Raw genomic sequence first — 21,679 nt, forward strand, 5'->3', positions numbered from 1 at the left:
CCAAGGACAACGGCAGAGGAGACCCTCCCGATGGAACCCCGTCTGAACGCCTTCACCAACCCCGTCGCCCTGAGCGTCGTCAAGCACTTCGTCGCGGCGAACAAGGCGGTCCACGGCACGGCGGTGCCCGCCGCCACGCTGGAGCTGGTGAAGATCCGGGCCAGCCAGATCAACGGCTGCGGTTTCTGTCTCGACATGCACACCAAGGACGCCGCGGCCGCCGGTGAGACCCCGGTGCGGCTCGCGATGGTCGCGGCGTGGCGCGAGGCCACCGTCTTCACCGACGCCGAGCGCGCCGCCCTGGAGCTGACCGAGCAGGGCACCCGTATCGCCGACGCGGCGGGCGGGGTCACCGACGAGGCATGGGCGGACGCCGCCAAGCACTACGGCGAGGACGAGCTGCTCGCCCTGGTGGCCCAGATCGCGATCATCAACTCCTTCAACCGGATGAACGTGATGATCGGGACTCCGGCCGGCGACTACCAGCCGGGCCAGTTCGGCTGACACCCGGGCCGGTCCGGCCGACACCCGGGCCGGTCCGGCCGGCGTCCGGGCCGCGCAGTGCCTCGGCCGCCGTCGCGACGACCGCCTCGGCGACCGTCGCCAGCGCGGGCGAGTCGAGCTTCCACTGCTGCCAGTACAACGGCACGTCCACCGCCCGGTCGGGCGCGAACGCGACCAGCCGGCCGGCGTCCAGCAGCGGGCGGGCCTGGGCCTCGGGGAGCATGCCCCAGCCCAGGCCCGAGGCCACGGCCTCGGCGAAGCCCTCCGAGGTCGGGACGTAGGTCCGGGCCGCGCTCGCCGAGGTCCCGGCCAGCCGGCGCACGAAGCCGTCCTGGAAGTCGTCGCGCCGGTCGAAGACCACCACCGGGGCCTCGGGCAACGATGCGGCGAGCGGCCCGGTCAGCAGCCGGGCCGCGAGGTCCCGGCCGGCGACGGGGAGATAGCGCATCGCCCCCAGGGCCCGGACCGAGCAGCCCGGAACCGGGTCGGGGGAGGAGGTCACCGCGGCCATGACGAGTCCCTCGCGCAGCAGCGCCGCGGTGTGGTCCTCGTCCTCGCGGCGCAGCTCGAAGCAGATCCGGGGCTCCTGCCGGATCCGGGTCAGCGCGGGCAGGAACCAGGTCGCCAGCGAGTCGGCGTTGACCGCCACCGACACGCTGGCCGCCTCCCCGGCGCCGCGCATGCCCAGCTCGGCGCGCGCGTCCCGTTCCAGCCGGGCCAGCTGCCGGGCGAACCGCACCACGACCTCGCCCGACTCCGTGGGCCGCACCGGCTTGGTGCGCAGCAGCAGCACCCGCCCGGTGCGCTGCTCCAGCGCCTTCACCCGCTGGCTCACCGCGGACGGGGTGACGTGCAGCGCGGCCGCGGCCGCGTCGAAGGTGCCCTCGTCGACCACCGCGAGCAGCGTGCGCACCTGGTCGAGAGGCAGTTCCGGCATGCCGGAGGCGACGTCGGTCTTCACGATCGCTAAGGATACGTAAGAATCTTTAGCTGTACGCACGGTGATCGTCTCCGTAGCGTCGGGGCCATGAGCAACGCACTGTCCGCCGCCGCCGCGGGGTTCGGCACCGGTCTGTCCCTGATCGTCGCCATCGGCGCCCAGAACGCCTTCGTCCTGCGCCAGGGCGTCCGCCGGCACGCGGTCCTCGCCGTCGTCGGCATCTGCGCCCTGTCGGACGCGCTGCTGATCGCGCTCGGGGTGGCCGGGGTCGGCGCCGTGGTGGTGGCGTGGCCGGGCGCGGTGACCGCGGTCGGCTGGGTCGGCGGCGCCTTCCTCGTGGGATACGGCGTCCTCGCCGCCCGCCGGGTGCTGCGGCCGCAGGGCGCGCTGAGCACCGAGGGCGAGGCGGCGGGGTCGATCCGGCGCGCGGTGCTGACCTGTCTGGCGATGACCTGGCTCAATCCGCACGTCTACCTGGACACCGTCTTCCTGCTCGGCTCCGTCGCCGCCGACCGCGGCCCGATGCGCTGGACCTTCGGCCTCGGCGCCGCGCTGGCCAGCCTGTGCTGGTTCACCGCGCTCGGCTTCGGCGCCCGCCTGCTCGGCCGTCATCTGGCCCGGCCCGCCGCCTGGCGCGTCCTGGACGGCCTGGTGGCCGCCACCATGATCACCCTGGGTGTCCTGCTCCTGGCCGGGAACGGGGGTGCCTAGAGGGTTCTTCGGGGCTGGCTAGTGCTGTGACCGGAAAGGTTCACCGGCTCGCGACGCCCGGCACGGCGCTCCCCCAGCCTCCGGCCGGGGGTACCCCCACGCCGCGTTGTCGCATCACCCGAGTACATCCAGTACGCGGGCGACGCTCCGCCTTGCGATGCTCCCCCACTGCCCGAAAGGCGTGGGGGTACCCCCGGCACCGGACGCCGCGAGCCTTCCGGCAAACCTTTCCGGTCACAGCACTAGACGGTGCCCCGGCGGTGGTACGCGTACTGGTCCATCAGCCGGTTGCGGGTCGTCTCCAGCCTGTGGGCGAGGATCTCGGAGACGATGCGGATCAGGGTCAGCCCGAGACGGGGGTCCTCCTCGCACAGCGCGAGCACGGGCTGGGCCTCGAACTCGTAGGCGCGCACCGGGCTGAACGCCTCCGCGCCGAAGTCCCACTGGTACGGCGGGAAGAGCCAGGACCAGCCGAGCAGGTCGCCCGCGCCCAGGCTGGCCACGGTCACCCGCTGCACCGAGGTCACGCGCTGGTCGAGGGAGACCGCGCCGGAGCGGATGACCCAGAAGCGGTCGGCCGTGCCGCCCGCCTCGAAGATGCGGGTGTCCTCCGGGAAGGACACCTCCCGGGCGAGCGTCATCAGTCGCTCGCGCTGCGGCGGAGGAAGGGCGGTCAGCAGTTTCGTCGCTCTGGTCATGGCGCGGGGCTCCTGCCGGGAGACGTTCCGGTGTTTTCCCTACGCCCATTTCAGCCGCCGAAGCCCGGGCGAGCACCTCGGCGGACCCCCGTTCCCGGATCCGGGCAGAAAAAAGCCCTGGCTGGACGGGGGAAACCAGCCAGGGCAGATCATGGGGGTGCACGGAGGACGGGAGCACGTCCACTCCGTGACCGGGTATGTATGAACGATAAACCATCCAGGGGCGCGTAACACAACAGAAACAGGCACGCGTGACGGGTTTCACTCGGCCATGTGGCTCCGCACCCGGATTCCCGGCGGCCGCCGGGCCGGTCAGGTCGCCCCGGTGCCTCCGGAACGCACGCCCGGCGTCAGGATCTCGTCCAGCACCCTGACCACCACCTCGTACGCCAGCCCGCGCATCTCGGCGTCCCGCGCCGCGCCGGGATCGTGCGCGCGCAGTTCCTCCCCACGGGCCCGCCAGCCGCGCAGCTCCTCCACGGCACAGGTCCTGCTCCGCTGCATGCGCCGCAGCAGTTCGTCAGCGTCCACGACATCGGTCATACGAGCCCCCTACCCCGTCGGCCCGCGCGCATCCGCGGCTCTTCAGCCCTTCTCGCGCGCGGCCTCCACCCGCGCCCGCACCTCGTCCGGCGACAGATACGCGTCCGTGTACTCGAAGTCCTTCAGCTTCGCCGGCTTGCGGGCCTGGAAGCCGGTGCGCACGAAGTCGTCGCCCGCGACCGCGTTGAGCACCCAGTTCGTCAGCACCCGGGTCTTGGCGACGTTCGTGCGCAGGGCGCCCCAGTGGTAGCCGCGGGCCACGGCCTGGGCGGGCAGCCCGCGCAGCTCGATCCCGAGCGGCTTGGACACCGCGTCCTTGCCGCCGAGGTCCACCACCAGCCCCAGATCCTTGTGGACGTACGGCTGACGCGTCTCGCCCCGCAGCGTCGCGATGACGTTCTCGGCGACCTTGCGGCCCTGGCGCATCGCGTGCTGCGCGGTCGGCGGGCACACCGCGCCCTCCTCGCCCTTGGCCACGTCGGGCACCGCGGCCGAGTCGCCGAGCGCGAAGACACCGTCATGGCCCGGCAGCGTCATCTCCGGAGACACCACGAGCCGCCCGCGCACGGTCTCCGCGCCCAGCGTGGCGATGAGCGGGCTGGCCACCACACCCGCCGTCCAGATCAGGGTGCGGGTCGGCACCACCCGCCCGTCGGTGAAGGTGACCTCCTCCGGGCCCGCCTTGTCGACGGACACCCCGAGGGACACGTCGATGCCGCGCCGCTGGAGGACCTCCATGGCGCTGCGGCCGAGCTTGTCGCCCAGTTCCGGCATCAGCTTCGGCGCGATGTCGATCAGATGCCACTTGATCAGGCTCGGGTCCAGCCGCGGGTAGCGCCGGACCGCGGCGTGCGTCAGCTTCTGCAGGCAGGCGGCCGTCTCCGTGCCCGCGTAGCCCCCGCCCACCACAACGAACTGGAGCCGTGAGGCCCGCTCGACGGGGTCCTGGCTGGCGTCGGCGAGGTCCAGCTGGGAGATGACGTGGTCACGGAGGTACGCCGCCTCCGCGAGGGTCTTCAGGCCGAACGCGTGATCGGTGAGCCCGGGGATGTCGAAGGTGCGGGTGACGCTGCCGGGGGCCAGCACGATGTAGTCGTACGGCTCGTCCACGATCTCGTCCGTGATCGTGCGGATCACGCACACCTTGGCCTTCAGGTCCACCCCGATCGCCCCACCGGGGATGATCCGCGTGCGGTACTTCTTGCTGCGGCGCAGCGACAGGGCGATCGACTGCGGCGTCAGCACGCCGGAGGCGACCTGGGGCAGCAACGGGAGATAGAGCTGGTAGGCGAACGGCGTCACCAGGGTGACGTCGGCCTCGTCCGGCCCGAGCCGGCGCTCCAGCCGCCGCACGCACTCCACGCCGGCGAAGCCTGCGCCCACCACCAGGATCCTGGGTCGTGTCACGGTGTCCATCCCTTTCCGCGCTTCCAGGCGGCCTTTCCGCCGACGCCATGCGCCTGCCCCTGGATCGCTGCCTCGCACCTCACTGATCCCACCGTGTCCCGGGCGGCCTCGCCAGCCGAGTGAGGCAGGCTGGCGAATCCGCCGGGCACCAGCATGCAACGCGGGGGATGTCCGCGTACCCGATCAACGAGATCCCGTACGTACTTTCCATGAGTCGATCATGTGGACGACCGGCTGCCCCGGGTCTGGCGGAACACGTCGTCCGTGTCGTCCCAGGCCAGCGGGTCCTCCGGGACGGGGGGCCGCGTCTGGGGAGCGCGGGCCTGGTACATGCCCTCGATCTCCATGCCGTAGCGCTCGACGATCGCGTCTCGGCGCAGCTTCATCGACGGGGTGAGCAGCCCGCCCGCCACGTCGAAGGGCTCCGGCAGCACCCGGAACACCCGGATGGACTCGGCGCGCGACACCGCGCTGTTGGCGGCGGCCACCGCCCGCGCGACCTCCTCCCGCAGCGCGTTCTCCTCCCGGGCCTCCCGGCTCCGCGCGTCGTTCTGCCAGCGCTGGGCCGAGCGCCAGTGCGCGAGGAACTCCGGGTCCAGCGTGATCAGCGCCCCCACGCACGGCCGGTTGTCGCCGACCACGACCGCCTGATGCACCAGCGGATGCATCCGCAGCCGCTCCTCCAGCGGCTGCGGGGCCACGCTGGTGCCACCGCTGGTGATGATGATGTCCTTCTTGCGGCCCGTGATGGTCAGATAGCCCTGCGAGTCCAGCCGCCCCAGATCGCCCGTGGCCAGCCAGCCGCCGCGCAACGCCGCCCGGGTGGCGGACTCGTCGCCCACATAGCCCTGGAACACCGACGGGCCGCGCACCAGGATCTCCCCGTCCGGGGCCACCCTGACCTCGGTGCCCGGCAGCGGCTGCCCGACCGTGCCCGACTTCTCCCGGCCCAGCGGCTGCATGGTGATGCCGCCGCTGGTCTCGGTGAGGCCGTAGCCGTCATTGACGTAGATGCCGATGCCCTCGTAGAACAAGGACAGTTCACGGCTGAGCGGCGAGCCGCCCGAGGTGGCCCGGCGCACCTGACCGCCCAGCGACTCGCGCAGCCGCCTGTACACCGTCCGCTCGTACAGGGCGTGCTGGATCCGCAGATTGGGCCCCGGACCGGCGCCGCGGCCCAGCCGGTGCCGCTCCTCGGCCGCGGCGAAGGCCCGCGCCGTCTCCGCCGCCCGTTCGAACAGCGCCCCGTGCCCGGCCTGTTGGGCCGTCCGCAGGAACGTCTTGTACAGCTTCTCGAACAGCGAGGGGACACCGTGGAAATAGGTGGGCCTGAAGGAGCGCAGAGCCGCGGACAGGGACGCCTCGCTCAGATCCGGCTCATGCCCCATCAGCACACCGCCGCGCAGGCACATCTCCTGGATCATCAGACCGTACGCGTGCGACAGCGGCAGGAACGCCAGCACCCTCGGCTGCTGTCCCGGAGGAGCCGCCGTGTGGCCCCAGCCGGCCAGCAGCGTGTCGCACGGGCTCGCCACCCCCCGGTGGCTCAGCGCGCATCCCGTCGGCCGCCCGGTCGTGCCGGACGTGTACGCGACGACCGCGGTGGAGTCCGGCAGCACGATCCGGCGCAGCGAGTCGACCGTCGTGGCGGGGATGAACGCCCCGCGCTCCACCAGCGCCCGCAGCCCTCCGGCGTCGAGCTGCCAGACGTGCCGCAGCCGGGGCAGCGTCGCGCACACCGAGCCGATCGTCATCACCGCGGACTCGTCCTCGACCACCACCGCCACGCACCCGGCGTCCCGCAGGATCCACTCCACCTGCTCCCGCGACGAGGACGGATGCACCGGCACGACCTCGGCGCCCACCGCCCACAGCGCGTGGGCGAACACCGTCCACTCGTAGCGGGTGCGCGCCATGACGGCCACGCGGCTGCCCGGCGCGACCCCGGACGCCACCAGTCCCTTGGCGAGGTCGACCACCTGGTCCTTCAGCTCGACCGCGCTGACCTGCTCCCAGTCGCCGTCGGATCCCGGGACCCGGCGGGCCAGCAGCGGGAGCGTGGGACTGTGGACCGCCGCCTCGAAGACGCTGTCGGCGAGCCCGCCGGACGAGGGCGGCACGAAGGGCGGAGCGAGAGCGGGATCGCGCATGCGCTGCTCCTGGTCGGTACGGGCTGTGACAGCGCCGACGAGAACTGTTATCGACGGTGGTCGAATCTAGCCCAGGAGCGAGCGCGAGGTGCCACGAACGGAGTAACAGTTCGGCCCTGATGATCTCGCCGCAGTCGGGGGACCCGGGGTGCATGACCCACATCAGCCCTGACCCCGAACCCGAACGCAGCACCGGCCTGGAACCGGGCGGCGGCGTTCCCCCGGGCGAGACCCCGCCCGCCGAGAGCAGCCTGCCCGGAGCCGGCCCCCGCGAGACGCACAACCCCACCCGGGGCTGGGCGAAGGCGCCATTGGCGCTGATCCTCGGCCTCGTCGTGCTGGTCGCCGCGTTCTTCCTCGTGTACGCCCTCGTCCTGATCCTGTGACCCGGCGCGGTCTCACTCCTGGGTGTGGCGGACACAGCCGGTGACGACGTCGCGCAGGCTGCCGGTCCGCTCCATCAGATCCCGTTGCACCTGCGCCCCGTTGCCGCGGCGCAGCAGCCGCTCGCAGCCCTCGCGGGCGCGCTCCAGATCGCCGCTGTCCGCGAGCGCCGCGCCCACATGCTCCAGCAGGGCCCCCACGACCTCCTCCGCCGGGGCCGGACGCATCACGGCCGGATGCAGCAGACGGCCGGTGAGCCCCCACCGGGCCGCCCGCCAGCCGGCCAGCCGCAGCAGGCTCACACTCGGCTCCGCCGGCGCCGCACCCGCCCGCCACTCACGGGCCGACGTCTCCACCAGGCCCCGGGCGAGCAGCGCGACCAGCACGGCCGTGTCCGCGTGCAGACACACGTCCGCGACCCGTATCTCCACGGTCGGATAGCGCTCCGACAGCCGGGCGTCGAAGTACACCATCGCCTCGTCCAGGATGACGCCGGTCGCCACCATCTCCGCGACCCTGCGGTGATATCCCTCGGCCGACCCGAACGCCTCGGTCGGCCCCGCCGACGGCCACTGCTGCCACACCCGGCTGCGATAGCTGCTGTAGCCGGTGTCCCGGCCCTGCCAGAAAGGCGAGTTGGCGCTCAGGGCCGACAGCACCGACAGCCACGGCCGCAGCCGGTCGACGACCGCGACGCCCTCCTCGTCGGACTCCACGCACACATGTACATGGCAGCCGCACACCAGCTGCCGCGAGGTGATGTCGTACTGCTCCGCCATCCACCGGTAGCGGGCGTTCACCCCGACGCTCGGGCTCACCGGCAGCGGGGACGTGGCGAGCGCGGCCACCGCGCAGCCGAGCCCGCTCGCGTGCCGCGCCGCCTCCCGGCGGCAGCGCACGATCTCCGCCCGCAGATCGCCCATGTCCGCCTGCGGATGCGTGGCGAACTCCACCATCTGCTCGTGCAGTTCCTTCTCGAAGACCTGCTCGCCGGTGTCCTGCGCCGCGGCGCGTGCCAGCACCGCGGCGGACATCGCCCGTGGATCACCGCTCTCGGGATCCACGAGGAGCAGTTCCTCCTCCACTCCGACGGTGCGCAAGGGACACCACCTTCCGGGGCCGACGACATGCACCCGAATGCCCGCCGGAGGCCGTTTCACACGGCGTACGGCCGCAGCCACACCGTCGCGAGCGGCGGCAGCGTCATCCTCAGCACCCCGTCCTCCGGCTTCACCGGGCCGGGCTCGGTGACCCCCGAGCCGCCGTAGCGCACCTCGTCGGTGTTCAGCACCTCCTGCCACGCGACGAAGTCACCGGGCACGGCCAGCCGGTAGTCGTGCCGCACCACCGGCGAGAAGTTGCTGACCGCCAGCAGCGGCGAACCGTCGGCCGCGAACCGCAGGAACGCGAAGACGTTGTCCTCCGCCGCGTCACCGGCCACCCACCGGAAACCGGCCGGATCCGTGTCGCGCTGCCACAGCGCCGGCGCATCGAGATAGGCGGCGTTCAGGTCCCGGACCAGGTCACGCACGCCCCGGTGGTCGGGCTCCGCCGGGTACGCCGGATCCAGCAGCCACCAGTGCGGGCCCTCCGGCTCGGACCACTCCGCGCCCTGCGCGAACTCCTGCCCCATGAACAGCAGCTGCTTGCCCGGGTGCGCCCACATGAAGCCGAGGTAGGCGCGGTGGTCGGCGCGCTGCTGCCACCAGTCGCCCGGCATCTTCGACACCAGAGCCCGCTTGCCGTGGACGACCTCGTCGTGCGAGATCGGCAGGACGTAGTTCTCGCTGTAGGCGTACACCATCGAGAACGTCATCTCGTTGTGGTGGTACTTGCGGTGCACCGGCTCGTGCTGGATGTACTCCAGCGAGTCGTGCATCCAGCCCATGTTCCACTTCAGCCCGAACCCCAGCCCGCCGCTGTCGGTCGGCCGCGTCACCCCGTTCCAGGCGGTGGACTCCTCGGCGATGGTCACGACACCCGGCGCCCGCCGGTACACGGTCGCGTTCATCTCCTGGAGGAACGCCTTCGCCGCCAGGTCCTCGTTCCCGCCGAAGGCGTTCGGCTCCCACTGGCCCGGCTCGCGCGAGTAGTCCAGGTAGAGCATCGAGGCGACCGCGTCCACCCGCAGACCGTCGACATGGAACTCCTCGCACCAGAACACCGCGTTGGCCACCAGGAAGTTGCGCACCTCCACCCGGCCGAAGTCGAACTCGTACGTCCCCCAGTCCGGGTGCTCGGCCCGCCGCGCGTCCCCGGGCTCGTACAGCGGCTCCCCGTCGAAGCGGGCCAGCGCCCAGTCGTCCTTGGGGAAGTGCGCGGGCACCCAGTCCACGATGACGCCGATGCCCGCCCGGTGCAGCGAGTCGATCAGGAACTTCAGGTCGTCGGGGGAGCCCAGCCGGGCCGCCGGCGCGTAGAAGCCGGTGACCTGGTAGCCCCACGAGCCGCTGAAGGGGTGATGGGCGACCGGCATGAACTCCACATGCGTGAAGCCGAGGTCCTTGACGTAACCGGGCAGCACCTCGGCCAGCTCGCGGTAGGTCAGCCCGGGCCGCCAGGACGGCAGATGCACCTCGTACACGGAGAACGGCGCCTCGTGCACCGGGACGTCGCCCCGGTGCGCCAGCCACTCCTGGTCGCCCCACTCGTAGCGAGAGGTGTGCACGATCGACGCCGTGTCGGGCGCGGCCTCGGCCCGGCGGGCCATCGGGTCGGCCTTCAGGAAGCGGTGACCGTGCCGCGAGGTGATCTCGAACTTGTAGCGCGTGCCCTCGCCGACGCCCGGCAGGAACAGCTCCCACACCCCGGACGCGCCGAGCGAGCGCATGGGGAACGCCGTGCCGTCCCAATGGGTGAAGTCGGCTGCCACCCGGACGCCCCGGGCGTTCGGCGCCCACACCGTGAAGCGGGTGCCGGTCACGCCCTGGTGCGTCATCGGCTCCGCTCCGAGCGCCTTCCACAGCTCCTCGTGCCGGCCCTCACGGATCAGATGCAGGTCGAGGTCGCCCAGCGCGGGCAGGAAGCGGTACGGGTCGTGCACCTCCTGCCCGGGATCGTCGCCGTACGCCACCAGCAGCGTGTACGCGGGAACCGCGTCCAGCGGCAGCACGCCCGAGAACAGGCCGTCGCCCTCGGAGACCAGCGCGTGCCGTTCTCCGCCCGTCACGACGCTCACGGAGCGGGCGAACGGCCGCAGCGCCCGGAAGGCGATCCCGCCCGGCACCGCACGGGCGCCGAGCAGGGCGTGCGGATCGTGGTGCGCGCCCGACAGCAGTCGGCCCCGGTCACCGGGGTCCAGGGCCGGTGCGGCCAGGACCACGGCCGGCGGGCCGGACGGCTCGGGCAGGGAGGTGTCACGCAGGGCCACGGCTTCCTCAGTCTCCTCTCACGGCCAGACGCTCGATCGCCGCCATCGGGACGGCGAGCCAGTCCGGACGATGCCGGGCCTCGTACAGAACCTCGTACACGGCACGGTCGGTCTCGTACGCACGCAGCAGCGCGTGCTTCTTGCGCGGGTCCCAGCCGGCCCGCTCGGCGTAGCCCGCGCAGTACGCCTCGCGGCAGCGACGCGCCCACTGCGGCCGCCAGGGGCGGCGCTGACGGGCGGCGTAGTCGAAGGAGCGCAGCATCCCCGCGATGTCCCGCACCGGGGACTGGGGGGTGCAGCGCTCGGCGAGCGGACGCGACGGTTCGCCCTCGAAGTCGATGACGAACCACTCCCGGCCCGCCCGCAGCACCTGGCCCAGATGCAGGTCACCGTGGATGCGCTGGGCGGCGGGCCCGGGATCGCAGGTGACGAGCATGCCGAACGCCCCGCGCAGCCCCGGCACGAACGGCCGCAGGCCCGGCACGCTGTGCGCGGCCGCGTCCAGCCGCTCCGTCATCGCGGCCGCCGTCCGCCCGTTCTCGGCCGGCGGGCTGCCCGGGAACGCCGCGGCGAGCGCCACGTGCACGTCCGCGGTGGCCTCCCCGAGCGCGTACGCCTCGGCCGTGAAGTCGTCGCCGGTGGCGAGCGCGTGCAGCGCGAGGGTCCAGCCGTCGGCGGCGTCGGGCAGGAACGGCTGGAGCACGCCGAGCGTCGCCCCGTGCGGCTGCGTGGTGCGGAACCACGCCACCGGCGCGGGCACCCGGCGGCAGCCCTGCCCGGCCAGCGCGCTCGTCACCTCCAGGTCGGGGTTGACCCCGGGCTGGATCCGGCGGAAGACCTTCAGGATGTACGCGTCGCCGTACACCAGCGAGGTGTTGGACTGCTCGGCGTCCAGCAGCCGCGGCGGCAGCCCCGAGGGCACCGACACCGTCGGGTGCGTCTCGAAGCGCAGCGGACCGAGGCTGCCCGGCCGGCGCAGCCGCTCCAGGAGCAGTTGCGCCGAACGGGGGTCGCGCAGCGCGTCGTAGACCGCCATCCCGGCCAGCGGGCCCTCCTGCGCCCTGCCCACCAGCGCCCTGCCGAGGCGGGGCGACAGATGCTCCTGCACCCCGAGGATCAGCTGGTAGCAGTCACCGGGCGGGGTGGCGGCGCCGGGCGCGGGCACACCCGCGTGACCGGACGGGCTCGGGGCGTGGTCGGCGTGCACCAGCAGATGCAGACAGCCGGGGAACAGCTCGGTCAGCGACAGCAGGCGCAGTTCGGTGACCGGCCGGTCCTTGCCCGCGAACCAGCGCTGCCGCGGGAGCCACTCCCGCAGCAGGCCCTCCAGCGAGGCCATGGGCCTGACGGGCCCGGTGCCGTCCCGGTGCAGGGATGCGGTCTTCGGCATGGCGCCGCGTCCTTTCCTCGGAGCACGCTCACGGTCGTCGGCCGATGCGGGACGCGACTCGGGTGAGCCGGAACCAGTAGAAGCCGTGGCCGCCCAGGGTGAGCAGATACGGCAGTTCGCCGATGGCGGGGAACCGCACCCCGCCGAACAGCTCGACCGGGTGGCGTCCGGCGAACTCCCGCAGGTCCAGCTCGGTCGGCTGGGCGAACCGCGCGAAGTTGCTCACGCACAGCACCAGGTCGTCCTCGTACTCGCGCAGGAACGCCAGCACGGCCGGGTTCGACGACTGCAGTTCGGTGAAGCTGCCGAGCCCGAAGGCCGGGTTCTGCTTGCGGATCTCGATCATCCGGCGGGTCCAGTGCAGCAGCGACGAGGGCGACGACATCGACGCCTCGACGTTGGTGACCTGATGGCCGTGGACCGGGTCCATGACGATCGGCAGGTTCAGCCGTCCGGGGTCGCAGGTGGAGAAGCCTGCGTTGCGGTCCGGTGTCCACTGCATCGGGGTGCGCACGGCGTCGCGGTCGCCGAGCCAGATGTTGTCGCCCATGCCGATCTCGTCGCCGTAGTACAGGATCGGCGAGCCGGGCAGGGAGAGCAGCAGCGCGGTGAACAGTTCGATCGTGTGGCGGTCGTTGTCGAGGAGCGGGGCGAGCCTGCGGCGGATGCCGATGTTGGCCCGCATGCGCGGGTCCTTGGCGTACTCCGCGTACATGTAGTCGCGTTCTTCGTCCGTGACCATCTCGAGGGTGAGCTCGTCGTGGTTGCGCAGGAAGATGCCCCACTGGCAGCCCGAGGGGATGGCCGGGGTCTTGGCCAGGATCTCGGAGACGGGGTAGCGGGACTCGCGGCGCACCGCCATGAAGATGCGGGGCATGACGGGGAAGTGGAAGGCCATGTGGCACTCGTCGCCGCCGCTGCGGAAGTCGCCGAAGTAGTCGACGACGTCCTCGGGCCACTGGTTGGCCTCCGCCAGCAGCACCGTGTCCGGGTACTGCGCGTCGATCTCCTTGCGCACCCGCCGGAGGAACTCATGGGTTGCCGGAAGGTTTTCGCAGTTGGTGCCCTCCTCGGCGTACAGGTAGGGCACCGCGTCCAGCCGGAACCCGTCGATGCCCAGGTCCAGCCAGAACTTGAGCGCCGACAGGATCTCCTCCTGCACGGCCGGGTTCTCGTAGTTGAGGTCCGGCTGGTGGGAGAAGAACCGGTGGAAGAAGTACTGCTTGCGGACCGGGTCGAAGGTCCAGTTCGACACCTCGGTGTCGACGAAGATGATCCGGGCGTCCTGGTACTGCTTGTCGTCGTCGGCCCACATGTAGTAGTCGCCGTAGGGCCCCTCGGGGTCCTTCCTCGACTCCTGGAACCACGGGTGCTGGTCGCTGGTGTGGTTCATGACGAAGTCGATGATGACCCGCATGCCGCGCTGGTGGGCGGCGTCGACGAACTCCACGAAGTCGGCGAGGTCACCGAACTCGGGCAGGACGGCGGTGTAGTCGGAGACGTCGTAGCCGCCGTCGCGCAGCGGGGACTGGAAGAACGGCGGCAGCCACAGGCAGTCGACGCCCAGCCACTGCAGATAGTCGAGCTTGGCGGTCAGGCCCTTCAGGTCGCCCACGCCGTCGCCGTTGCTGTCCTGGAACGAACGGACCAGGACCTCGTAGAAGACGGCGCGCTTGAACCAGTCCGGGTCCCGGTCCTTGGCCGGGGTGTCCTCGAAGGTGTCATGGACAGGCGAGTTCACGGTCATGACGCGCTGGACCCTCCATGGTGCGGTGTCGACGGCCGGACGTGGAGCACGTGGGCCGGGGACCGGCCTGGTTCCAGGCGTACGTAGGCAGAGCTGCCCCAGTGATAGGTCTCACCGGTCAGTTCGTCGTGCGCGGAGATGGAAGCGTTCCGGTCAAGACCAAGGTGCAGCATCTCCAACGAAATCGTGGCCTCCTGGGTGTGGTGCGGGTCCAGGTTGGCCACCACGATCACCGTATTGGAGTCAGAACGCTTGCTGTAGGCGATGACGGAGTCGTTGTCCGTGGCGTGGAAGTGGAGGTTCCGCAGCTGTCGCAGGGCGGGGTTGTCGCGGCGGATCCGGTTGAGGCGGGTGATCAGGGGGGTGAGGGTGCGGCCCTCGGCTTCGGCGGTGTCCCAGTCGCGGGGGCGCAGCTGGTACTTCTCGGAGTCGAGGTACTCCTCGCTGCCTTCGCGCAGGGGGGTGTTCTCGCACAGTTCGTAGCCGGAGTAGACGCCCCAGGCGGGGGAGAGGGTCGCGGCGAGGACGGCGCGGACCTCGAAGGCGGGGCGGCCGCCGTGCTGGAGGTAGGCGTGCAGGATGTCGGGGGTGTTGACGAAGAGGTTGGGCCGCATCCAGGCGGCGGCCTCGCCGGTCAGCTCGGTCAGGTACTCGGTGAGTTCCGCTTTGGTGTTGCGCCAGGTGAAGTACGTGTAGGACTGCTGGAAGCCGGTCTGGGCCAGCGCGGCCATCATCGCGGGGCGGGTGAACGCCTCGGCCAGGAAGATCACGTCGGGGTCGGTGCGGTTGATGTCGGCGATGACCCGTTCCCAGAAGACGACCGGTTTGGTGTGGGGGTTGTCGACGCGGAAGATCCGCACGCCGACGGCCATCCAGTGCCGCAGGATCCGCAGGGTCTCGGTGACCAGGCCGTCCATGTCGGCGTCGAAGGCGACGGGGTGGATGTCCTGGTACTTCTTGGGCGGGTTCTCGGCGTGCGCGATGCTGCCGTCGGGGCGGTGGTGGAACCACTCGGGGTGCTTGGCCACCCAGGGATGGTCGGGGGAGCACTGCAGGGCGAAGTCCAGCGCGATCTCCATGCCCAGCTCGCGGGCCTGCTCCACGAAGGCGGCGAAGTCCTCGACGGTGCCCAGGGCGGGGTGGACGGCGTCGTGGCCGCCCTCGGGGGAGCCGATCGCCCAGGGCACGCCGACGTCGCCGGGCAGTGCGTCGAGGGTGTTGTTGCGGCCCTTGCGGTGGGCGGTGCCGATCGGGTGGATCGGCGGGAGGTAGACCACGTCGAAGCCCATCGCCGCGATCGCGGGCAGCCGGCGCGCGGCGGTGCGGAAGGTGCCGTGGGGCTGTTCGGGGGTGCCCTCGGAACGGGGGAAGAACTCGTACCAGGACCCGTACAGGGCCCGCTCCCGTTCCACCAGCAGCGGCATCGCCTCCGAGGCGGTGACCAGCTCCCGCAGCGGATGCCGGGCCAGCACCGCGTCCACCTCCGGCGTCAGCGCCGCCGCCAGACGGGCCGTGACCGGCAGCGAGTCGTCGCGCAGGACCGCCGCGGCCTCCAGCAGCGTGGTGCGGCCGGCACCCCGGGGAACGCCTGCGGCGGCCCGCTCGTGCAGGTCGCCGCCCTCCTCCAGGACGAGGCCGGTGTCGATGCCCGCCGGGATCTTGATCTGTGCGGCGTGCCGCCAGGTGGCGACCGGGTCGCTCCACGCCTCGACGTGGTAGCTCCAGCGGCCGGGGGCGTGCGGGGTGACGTCGGCGCCCCAGCGGTCGGTGCCGGGGGCCAGTTCACGCATCGGGGTGAACGGGCCGGCCTTTCCGTCCGGGTCGGTCAGCACCACCTGCGCGGCGACGGCGTCGTGTCCCTCCCGGAACACGGTCGCGGTGACCTGGAACGTCTCGCCCTCCACCGCCTTCGCCGGGCGCCGGCCGCCCTCCACCGCCGGGTGGACGTCGCGTACCGGGATGCGGCCGATGGTGCCGGGCCCGTTCATGGTCTCTCCTCACGCCGTGCTCGACGCCGGCCCGTGGGCCGGCGTGGGGACTGCGCGGGGAGGGAACTACCTCCCCGCGGTGGTGCGCCGGGCCGTGAACGGCGTCCGGTGTATCCGCCGGACGGTGTGCGCCCGGCCGCCCTGCTCCCGCTCCTGCAGGAACGCCGCCGGGCCGTGGCGCAGGAAGCGCTCGGCGGCGTCGGCGGCCTCCCGGGCGCAGCGCTTGCCCATCAGCACGCACAGCGTGTAGCCCGAGTCCTCGAAAGTGGAGCGCACCGTGCGGTCGGCCGGGGCCGCGAGCATCAGGCGCTCCCAGGCCCGGTACCGCCGCAGCTGCCGGGCGACTTCTGCTTCGGCAGGTAGCAGCATGGCGGGATACCCCTTCCGGGGCCGCGAACGACGCCGTCCCGACGATCGGGGGCACTCGGGCCTTCACTCATGGTGCACGGGCGGCGACCCAGCGTCTTGTTGGATCTTCAACCACCTCGGGTGTGCGCTCGTGTTGCACGAATGGACTAGCGGCCGCAGGGTGGACCTTACTCAGGAGCGATCGGTGCTCACGCTTCGTGTTCGGGGCTGGTTCATGAGAGCCGGAACGGCGTAGAGCCTGGCCGGTGAGGAGCAAACGACGATGAAGACCGCAGTGCCCTGCTACTACCACCTCGACGTGGAAGTCGGCCCGGAACGCGTCGGACAGGTCGGACGCATCCTGGCAGCGCATCTCCGACACTGGGACCTGGACACCCTCGTGGAGCCCGTCCGCCGTACGGCCGAACTGCTGCTGACGGCGATCGACGAGCGCGCGACCGACAAGCGCACCTCCGTCGAGATGTGGTGGAACGGCCAGCACCTGATCACCGCCGTCGGTGAGAACGACTGCGACCTGCGCCCCGACCAGGACCTGCGCGACTGCCTGGAGCATCTGGCCGCGACGAGCGACGGCTGGGGCTGCTGTGCCACGGACACCGGCAGCAAGGTCATCTGGTTCTCGCAGCGGGCCCGCACCGGCGAGCGTGTCCCGCTGGTGCCGACCGTGCCCGCGCCGAGCCTGCGCGAGGTGCTCCAGGTGCCCCGCGCGACGGCGGCGGCGGTCCTGGCCGGCCCTGCCCGCGACGCCGAGGGCGTGCTGGAGGGTGCCCGGTGAGCTCGAAGCGCAACCGGAAGTCCGGGGTGCCCGTGTGGAGCGGGCACCCCTACCCGTTGGGGGCCTCCTACGACGGACAGGGCACCAACTTCGCACTGTTCAGCGAGGTCGCCGAACGGGTGGAGCTGGTCCTGTTCGACGAGGCCGGCCGGCCCGAGACGGTGCCCCTCACCGAGGCCGACGGCTTCGTGTGGCACGGACATCTGCCGGGAGTCGGCCCCGGCCGGCGCTACGGCTACCGGGTGCACGGCCCCTGGCAGCCCTCCCTCGGCCACCGCTGCAACCCGGCGAAACTGCTGCTCGACCCCTACGCCACCGCCGTCGACGGGCAGATCGACAACCATCCCTCGCTGTACGAGCGGGCGGCCTCCGGCCCCGACCCGGGGGACAGCGCCGGGCACACCATGCTGGGCGTGGTCACCGACCCAGGCTTCGACTGGGGCGAGGACCACCGGCCCTGCCGCCCGTACGCCGACACCGTGATCTACGAGGCACACGTCAAGGGCCTGACCCGCACCCACCCGGACGTGCCGCCGGAGCTGCGCGGCACCTACGCCGGTCTGGCGCACCCGGCGGTCGTCGAGCACCTGGTCTCGCTCGGGGTGACGGCCGTGGAGCTGATGCCGGTGCACCAGTTCGTGCAGGACGGCGTGCTGCGCGACCGCGGCCTGTCCAACTACTGGGGCTACAACACCATCGGCTTCTTCGCCCCGCACAACGCCTACGCCGCCCGCGGCACACGCGGCGAGCAGGTCGCGGAGTTCAAGTCGATGGTCAAGGCGCTGCACGCGGCCGGCCTCGAAGTGATCCTCGACGTGGTCTACAACCACACCGCCGAGGGCAACGAGAAGGGCCCCACCCTCTCCTTCCGCGGCATCGACAACGCCTCCTACTACCGCCTGGTCGACGGCGACTGGGGGCACTACTACGACACCACCGGCACCGGCAACAGCCTGCTGATGCGGCACCCCTACGTCCTTCAGCTGATCATGGACTCGCTGCGGTACTGGGTCACCGAGATGCACGTCGACGGCTTCCGCTTCGACCTCGCGGCCACCCTCGCCCGGCAGTTCCACGAGGTGGACCGGCTGTCGGCGTTCTTCGACCTGATCCAGCAGGACCCGGTGATCAGCAGGGTCAAGCTGATCGCCGAGCCGTGGGACGTCGGCGAGGGCGGCTACCAGGTGGGGAACTTCCCGCCGCTGTGGTCGGAGTGGAACGGCCGCTACCGTGACACGGTGCGGGACTTCTGGCGCACCGAGGAGGACACCCTCGGCGAGTTCGCGTCCCGGCTGACCGGCTCCTCCGACCTCTACCAGCACAACCGGCGCCGGCCGCGCGCGAGCGTCAACTTCGTCACCGCGCACGACGGTTTCACGCTGCGCGACCTCGTCTCGTACAACGACAAGCACAACGAGGCCAACGGCGAGGGCAACCGGGACGGCGAGAGCGCGAACCGGTCCTGGAACTGCGGGGCCGAGGGCGAGAGCGACGATCCGTCCGTGCTGGAGCTGCGGGGCCGCATGCAGCGCAACTTCCTCGCCACGCTGCTGCTGTCGCAGGGCATCCCGATGCTCTCCCACGGCGACGAGCTCGGCCGCACCCAGCGCGGCAACAACAACGCGTACTGCCAGGACGGCGAACTGTCCTGGATCGACTGGGAGCCGAGCGGGGAGCAGCGCGACCTGCTGGACTTCACCCGGCAGCTGATCGCCCTGCGGCGGGCGCATCCGGGCCTGCGCCGCCGCCGGTACTTCCGCGGCGAGACGCTCACCCACGCGGGGCAGCCGCTGCCCGACCTGGTGTGGATGGCGCCGGACTCCCGGGAGATGACCGAGCGGGACTGGCGGCGTTCCGACGCCCACTCCGTCGCCGTCTTCCTCAACGGCGACGCCATCGCCGAGCACGACCCGCAGGGCCGGCCCGTGGTCGACGACTCGTTCCTGCTGCTGCTCAACAGCTACTGGGAGCCCGTCGACTTCGCGCTGCCCGGCGCGGCGTACGGCGAGCGCTGGTCGGCGCTGATCGACACCGCCGACCCGCAGGGGCTGCCGGACGAGACCGAGCACAAGGCGGGCACGGTGGTGACGGTCGGGGCCCGCAGCCTGGTGCTGCTGTCCCGGCCCACCCGCGGCACCGGATGAGACCTTCCGGCGCCCGCCCGGACGGAGCAGTGCCCCCGGACCCGCAGCGGGTCCGGGGGCACTGCTCCGTCCGGACGAACGGCCTCAGCGTTCCGTACGGGAGGTCACCGTGAACTGGGCGCCGTCGGGATCGCGCAGCACGGCCTCCTCGGTGCTCTCGGTGAGCACGCTGCCGCCGTTGCGCTCGGCCACCCGGGCGGCGGCGGAGACGTCCGCCACGGTGAAGTGGACCTGCCAGTGCGGCCGGATCGTGGGGTCGGGCGCCGCCTCCAGCGCACCCGACTCGATCCGCGCGACCACGTCCCCGCCGCTGCGCAGCACGACCTCCTCGCCCTCGTAGTGCACCTCGCAGCAGCCGGGTCCGGCGGCGGCCCACTCCAGGACCTCGCCGTAGAAGATCGCCGCGTCGAAGGCGTCACGGGTGTGCAGCCGGATGAACGCGGGCGCGGCACGCCGCCAGGTCTCCCAGTCGGTGATCAGCTCGCCCTCCCAGATCCCGAAGGTGGCCCCGTCGCGGTCGGCGAGCAGGGCGGCCCGGCCGGGCGGGAACGAGATCGGTCCGACGGCGGCGGTGCCGCCGCGCTCCTGGGCACGGGCCGCGGCCTCGTTGGCGCTGGCGACCGCGAAGTACGGCGTCCAGGCGACCGCCATCTGCCACATGGAGGCGACGGCGGCGATCCCCGCGACGGGCGCTCCGCCGGCCAGCGCGATCCGGAACTTGTCGCCGAGCTTGGCCGACCGCCACCGCCAGCCCAGCACCGCGGTGTAGAAGGCCTCGGTGGCCGGCAGATCGCGGCTGGTCAGGCTGACCCAGCAGGGGGCGCCGAAGACGGAGTGGGTGGTGACGACCTCCGTGGTTCCGGGCGAGGGGGGCATCGGGTGGTTCATGGCACTCGTCCTGGTGTCGTGGTCCGGCGGCCTCCGGTCCCTCCCAGTGTCCAACCGGATCCGCTCCGGGCGCCTGCCGAGCGGGTGCTGGCACCGGAGGACCTGAGGAAGGAGGATGGAGGCGTGGCGCAGGAACCGGGTGAACCCGCCGACGAGACCGAACGGATCAGTGAGCTCCAGGACGAGGTCCAGCAGCTCAAGGAGGCCGTGACCTCGCACGCCGTGGTGGACCAGGCCATCGGGATGATGGTGGCGCTGGGGCGGGTCACCCCCGAGGAGGGCTGGCTCGTGCTCCGGGAGGTCTCGCAGCACACCAACGTCAAGCTGCGCAGAGTCGCCGAGCTGATCCTGCTGTGGGGGCGCGCGGGGGACATCGCCCCCGAGATCCGCACCGAGCTGGAGGCGGCTCTCGACCGCCACGGCCCGACGCAGATCCCGGGTAGCCCGTCCGGGTGAGGGCCTGTCGTCATCCGGCCTCGGCCAGCAGTTCCTCGCGCAGGTGCGCGAAGCATCCGCTCAGCAGCCGGGAGACGTGCATCTGGGAGATGCCGAGCTGCTCGGCGATGGAGCTCTGGGTCATGCCCTGGAAGAAGCGCAGGTAGAGGATGGTCCGCTCGCGTTCCGGGAGGGCTTCGATGCAGGGCCTGACGGCCACGCGGTCCACGACGACGTCGTAGCTCGGGTCGGGGCCTCCGATCGCGTCGCCCAGCGCGTATCCGTCGGTGCCGGGCATCTCCGCGTCCAGCGACAGGGCGGAGAAGCAGTCCAGGGCCTCCATCCCGGTGCGCACCTCGGCCTCGCTGAGACCTGCCCGCTCGGCGATCTCCGCGACGGTCGGGTTGCGGCCCGGTGTGGTCTGGGACAGCTCCTTCGTGGCACGCCGGACGCGGTTGCGCAGGTCCTGGACGCGACGCGGGACGTGGAGCGTCCACATGTGGTCACGGAAGTGGCGCTTGAGCTCACCGGTCACGGTCGGTACGGCGTACGCCTCGAAGGCGTGACCGCGGGCCGGGTCGTAGTGGTCGACGGCCTTCACGAGTCCGAGAGCCGCCACCTGGTAAAGATCCTCCAGAGCCTCGCCGCGGCCGCGGAAGCGGACGGCGATGCGTTCGGCCATGGGCAGCCACGCCCTGACCAGCTCGTCGCGGAGTGCCTCACGCTCGGGCCCGACGGGCAGCCGGCGCAGTCTGTCGAAGGCCGCGGCGGTGTCGGGAGCGTCGTCGTGGGGGTGCTGCCTGGTTCTGCCGGTGATACGCACGATCGCGCACCTCCCTGGGCAGGTGGTGCCTGGAAAGGGGGGGCACCGTGGGAGGCGCGCGCGTCGGACTCACGAAGGCACCGGAAGCCTGGTGAGCACGGTCCCACGGACGTGCCTCCGGTCCGAAGCACTGCTGTACGGATTCCCCGGGCCTTCACAGGCGAAACACATTTCGTGAATAGTTATACGCCCTGCAATCGGACGATTGCACAGGGAAATGGATGAATGGGGCATGGTCCGTGCGGGGCGGCCGCCGGGCCCCGGAACGTGATGTGCAGCACGCCGGGGCGGGCGTCCCGCATGGGTGCCGGGGCGTTCTTCCTGGGCAGCGCTTGATCGCCGATCAAGGCCACGAACCCCGTGGGTACCGCGCATTCCGCTCATTTGACAGTGCGATCGGCGCACGGATAGGA

At 71.8% G+C, this 21,679-nt stretch carries 19 protein-coding genes; 6 read left to right on the plus strand and 13 right to left on the minus strand.

Annotated features, from left to right (window positions below; genetic code table 11):
- Window positions 1–30: 30 nt before the first annotated feature.
- Window positions 31–504 carry a carboxymuconolactone decarboxylase family protein gene (locus tag ACIQGV_RS08225; protein WP_402492191.1) on the plus strand — a complete coding sequence of 158 codons (474 nt, stop codon included), beginning with the start codon at window positions 31–33 and terminating at the stop codon, window positions 502–504.
- Here the strand turns inward: ACIQGV_RS08225 and ACIQGV_RS08230 are convergent.
- Window positions 440–1,441: a LysR family transcriptional regulator ArgP gene (locus tag ACIQGV_RS08230; RefSeq protein WP_402492423.1), complete on the minus strand. Its 1,002-nt coding sequence runs from the start codon at window positions 1,439–1,441 to the stop codon at window positions 440–442. The two genes, ACIQGV_RS08225 and ACIQGV_RS08230, sit on opposite strands and share 65 nt — an antisense overlap.
- A gap of 90 nt (window positions 1,442–1,531) precedes the next feature.
- Here ACIQGV_RS08230 and ACIQGV_RS08235 point away from each other — a divergent pair, with 90 nt between their 5' ends.
- Window positions 1,532–2,155 (plus strand): LysE/ArgO family amino acid transporter, encoded by a 624-nt coding sequence (locus ACIQGV_RS08235; protein WP_402492193.1) that lies wholly within the window; start codon window positions 1,532–1,534, stop codon window positions 2,153–2,155.
- Window positions 2,156–2,397: 242 nt separating this feature from the next.
- Here ACIQGV_RS08235 and ACIQGV_RS08240 read toward each other — a convergent pair whose 3' ends face one another.
- The 4 genes from ACIQGV_RS08240 to ACIQGV_RS08255 all read right to left on the minus strand — a co-directional run bounded on the left by ACIQGV_RS08240 (window position 2,398) and on the right by ACIQGV_RS08255 (window position 6,953).
- Window positions 2,398–2,853: a cyclic nucleotide-binding domain-containing protein gene (locus ACIQGV_RS08240; RefSeq protein ID WP_402492196.1), complete on the minus strand. Its 456-nt coding sequence runs from the start codon at window positions 2,851–2,853 to the stop codon at window positions 2,398–2,400.
- Window positions 2,854–3,165: 312 nt separating this feature from the next.
- Window positions 3,166–3,396, minus strand: a complete 231-nt coding sequence (locus ACIQGV_RS08245) for a hypothetical protein (RefSeq protein ID WP_402492198.1) — start codon at window positions 3,394–3,396, stop codon at window positions 3,166–3,168.
- 42 nt (window positions 3,397–3,438) lie between these two features.
- Window positions 3,439–4,812 carry an NAD(P)/FAD-dependent oxidoreductase gene (locus ACIQGV_RS08250; protein ID WP_402492201.1) on the minus strand — a complete coding sequence of 458 codons (1,374 nt, stop codon included), beginning with the start codon at window positions 4,810–4,812 and terminating at the stop codon, window positions 3,439–3,441.
- A gap of 209 nt (window positions 4,813–5,021) precedes the next feature.
- Window positions 5,022–6,953 (minus strand): AMP-dependent synthetase/ligase, encoded by a 1,932-nt coding sequence (locus ACIQGV_RS08255; protein WP_402492203.1) that lies wholly within the window; start codon window positions 6,951–6,953, stop codon window positions 5,022–5,024.
- Between the two features lie 152 nt (window positions 6,954–7,105).
- Here ACIQGV_RS08255 and ACIQGV_RS08260 point away from each other — a divergent pair, with 152 nt between their 5' ends.
- On the plus strand, window positions 7,106–7,339 hold the full coding sequence (locus ACIQGV_RS08260; RefSeq protein ID WP_402492205.1) for a DUF6480 family protein: 234 nt from the start codon (window positions 7,106–7,108) through the stop codon (window positions 7,337–7,339).
- Window positions 7,340–7,351: 12 nt separating this feature from the next.
- Here ACIQGV_RS08260 and ACIQGV_RS08265 read toward each other — a convergent pair whose 3' ends face one another.
- The 6 genes from ACIQGV_RS08265 to ACIQGV_RS08290 all read right to left on the minus strand — a co-directional run bounded on the left by ACIQGV_RS08265 (window position 7,352) and on the right by ACIQGV_RS08290 (window position 16,201).
- Complete coding sequence (locus ACIQGV_RS08265) at window positions 7,352–8,437, minus strand: glutamate--cysteine ligase (RefSeq protein WP_402492208.1); 1,086 nt, start codon at window positions 8,435–8,437, stop codon at window positions 7,352–7,354.
- A 56-nt stretch (window positions 8,438–8,493) separates the two neighbouring features.
- Window positions 8,494–10,707 (minus strand): 1,4-alpha-glucan branching enzyme, encoded by a 2,214-nt coding sequence (gene glgB / locus ACIQGV_RS08270; RefSeq protein WP_402492211.1) that lies wholly within the window; start codon window positions 10,705–10,707, stop codon window positions 8,494–8,496.
- Between the two features lie 7 nt (window positions 10,708–10,714).
- The gene (locus ACIQGV_RS08275; RefSeq protein WP_402492214.1) at window positions 10,715–12,097 is read right to left on the minus strand and encodes a maltokinase; all 1,383 of its coding nucleotides are present in this window, start codon (window positions 12,095–12,097) and stop codon (window positions 10,715–10,717) included.
- 28 nt (window positions 12,098–12,125) lie between these two features.
- A complete protein-coding gene (treS, locus tag ACIQGV_RS08280; protein WP_402492217.1) occupies window positions 12,126–13,844 on the minus strand; it encodes a maltose alpha-D-glucosyltransferase in 1,719 nt (572 codons plus the stop codon).
- Window positions 13,841–15,832, minus strand: coding sequence for a maltotransferase domain-containing protein (locus ACIQGV_RS08285; protein WP_402492220.1), 1,992 nt, complete (start codon window positions 15,830–15,832; stop codon window positions 13,841–13,843). The genes treS and ACIQGV_RS08285 overlap by 4 nt, the downstream gene beginning before the upstream one ends.
- Window positions 15,833–15,898: 66 nt before the next feature.
- The gene (locus ACIQGV_RS08290) at window positions 15,899–16,201 is read right to left on the minus strand and encodes a DUF5133 domain-containing protein (protein ID WP_402492223.1); all 303 of its coding nucleotides are present in this window, start codon (window positions 16,199–16,201) and stop codon (window positions 15,899–15,901) included.
- Between the two features lie 262 nt (window positions 16,202–16,463).
- On the opposite strand from ACIQGV_RS08290, the gene ACIQGV_RS08295 reads away from it, so the two are divergent.
- Both ACIQGV_RS08295 and glgX read left to right on the plus strand, forming a co-directional pair.
- The gene (locus ACIQGV_RS08295; protein WP_402492226.1) at window positions 16,464–16,976 is read left to right on the plus strand and encodes a pep a2; all 513 of its coding nucleotides are present in this window, start codon (window positions 16,464–16,466) and stop codon (window positions 16,974–16,976) included.
- A complete protein-coding gene (glgX, locus tag ACIQGV_RS08300) occupies window positions 16,973–19,120 on the plus strand; it encodes a glycogen debranching protein GlgX (protein WP_402492228.1) in 2,148 nt (715 codons plus the stop codon). Before ACIQGV_RS08295 ends, glgX begins: the two co-directional genes overlap by 4 nt.
- Window positions 19,121–19,204: 84 nt before the next feature.
- Here the strand turns inward: glgX and ACIQGV_RS08305 are convergent, their stop codons facing one another.
- Window positions 19,205–20,008: a VOC family protein gene (locus ACIQGV_RS08305; RefSeq protein WP_402492231.1), complete on the minus strand. Its 804-nt coding sequence runs from the start codon at window positions 20,006–20,008 to the stop codon at window positions 19,205–19,207.
- A 123-nt stretch (window positions 20,009–20,131) separates the two neighbouring features.
- On the opposite strand from ACIQGV_RS08305, the gene ACIQGV_RS08310 reads away from it, so the two are divergent.
- Window positions 20,132–20,464, plus strand: coding sequence for an ANTAR domain-containing protein (locus ACIQGV_RS08310; RefSeq protein ID WP_402492234.1), 333 nt, complete (start codon window positions 20,132–20,134; stop codon window positions 20,462–20,464).
- Window positions 20,465–20,474: 10 nt separating this feature from the next.
- Here the strand turns inward: ACIQGV_RS08310 and ACIQGV_RS08315 are convergent, their stop codons facing one another.
- The gene (locus ACIQGV_RS08315) at window positions 20,475–21,266 is read right to left on the minus strand and encodes a SigB/SigF/SigG family RNA polymerase sigma factor (protein WP_402492236.1); all 792 of its coding nucleotides are present in this window, start codon (window positions 21,264–21,266) and stop codon (window positions 20,475–20,477) included.
- Window positions 21,267–21,679: the final 413 nt, after the last annotated feature.

The sequence above is a fragment of the Streptomyces sp. NPDC093094 genome (assembly GCF_044754345.1).
In the GTDB taxonomy this organism is placed as follows: domain Bacteria; phylum Actinomycetota; class Actinomycetes; order Streptomycetales; family Streptomycetaceae; genus Streptomyces.

Excerpts from the sequence above, each read along its gene's own strand:
- ACIQGV_RS08225 (WP_402492191.1), top strand. The coding sequence starts at position 31 with ATGGAACCCCGTCTGAACGCCTTCACCAACCCCGTCGCCCTGAGCGTC.
- ACIQGV_RS08230 (WP_402492423.1), bottom strand. The coding sequence starts at position 1,441 with ATGCCGGAACTGCCTCTCGACCAGGTGCGCACGCTGCTCGCGGTGGTC.
- ACIQGV_RS08235 (WP_402492193.1), top strand. The coding sequence starts at position 1,532 with ATGAGCAACGCACTGTCCGCCGCCGCCGCGGGGTTCGGCACCGGTCTG.
- ACIQGV_RS08240 (WP_402492196.1), bottom strand. The coding sequence starts at position 2,853 with ATGACCAGAGCGACGAAACTGCTGACCGCCCTTCCTCCGCCGCAGCGC.
- ACIQGV_RS08245 (WP_402492198.1), bottom strand. The coding sequence starts at position 3,396 with ATGACCGATGTCGTGGACGCTGACGAACTGCTGCGGCGCATGCAGCGG.
- ACIQGV_RS08250 (WP_402492201.1), bottom strand. The coding sequence starts at position 4,812 with ATGGACACCGTGACACGACCCAGGATCCTGGTGGTGGGCGCAGGCTTC.
- ACIQGV_RS08255 (WP_402492203.1), bottom strand. The coding sequence starts at position 6,953 with ATGCGCGATCCCGCTCTCGCTCCGCCCTTCGTGCCGCCCTCGTCCGGC.
- ACIQGV_RS08260 (WP_402492205.1), top strand. The coding sequence starts at position 7,106 with ATGACCCACATCAGCCCTGACCCCGAACCCGAACGCAGCACCGGCCTG.
- ACIQGV_RS08275 (WP_402492214.1), bottom strand. The coding sequence starts at position 12,097 with ATGCCGAAGACCGCATCCCTGCACCGGGACGGCACCGGGCCCGTCAGG.
- treS (WP_402492217.1), bottom strand. The coding sequence starts at position 13,844 with ATGACCGTGAACTCGCCTGTCCATGACACCTTCGAGGACACCCCGGCC.
- ACIQGV_RS08285 (WP_402492220.1), bottom strand. The coding sequence starts at position 15,832 with ATGAACGGGCCCGGCACCATCGGCCGCATCCCGGTACGCGACGTCCAC.
- ACIQGV_RS08290 (WP_402492223.1), bottom strand. The coding sequence starts at position 16,201 with ATGCTGCTACCTGCCGAAGCAGAAGTCGCCCGGCAGCTGCGGCGGTAC.
- ACIQGV_RS08295 (WP_402492226.1), top strand. The coding sequence starts at position 16,464 with ATGAAGACCGCAGTGCCCTGCTACTACCACCTCGACGTGGAAGTCGGC.
- ACIQGV_RS08305 (WP_402492231.1), bottom strand. The coding sequence starts at position 20,008 with ATGAACCACCCGATGCCCCCCTCGCCCGGAACCACGGAGGTCGTCACC.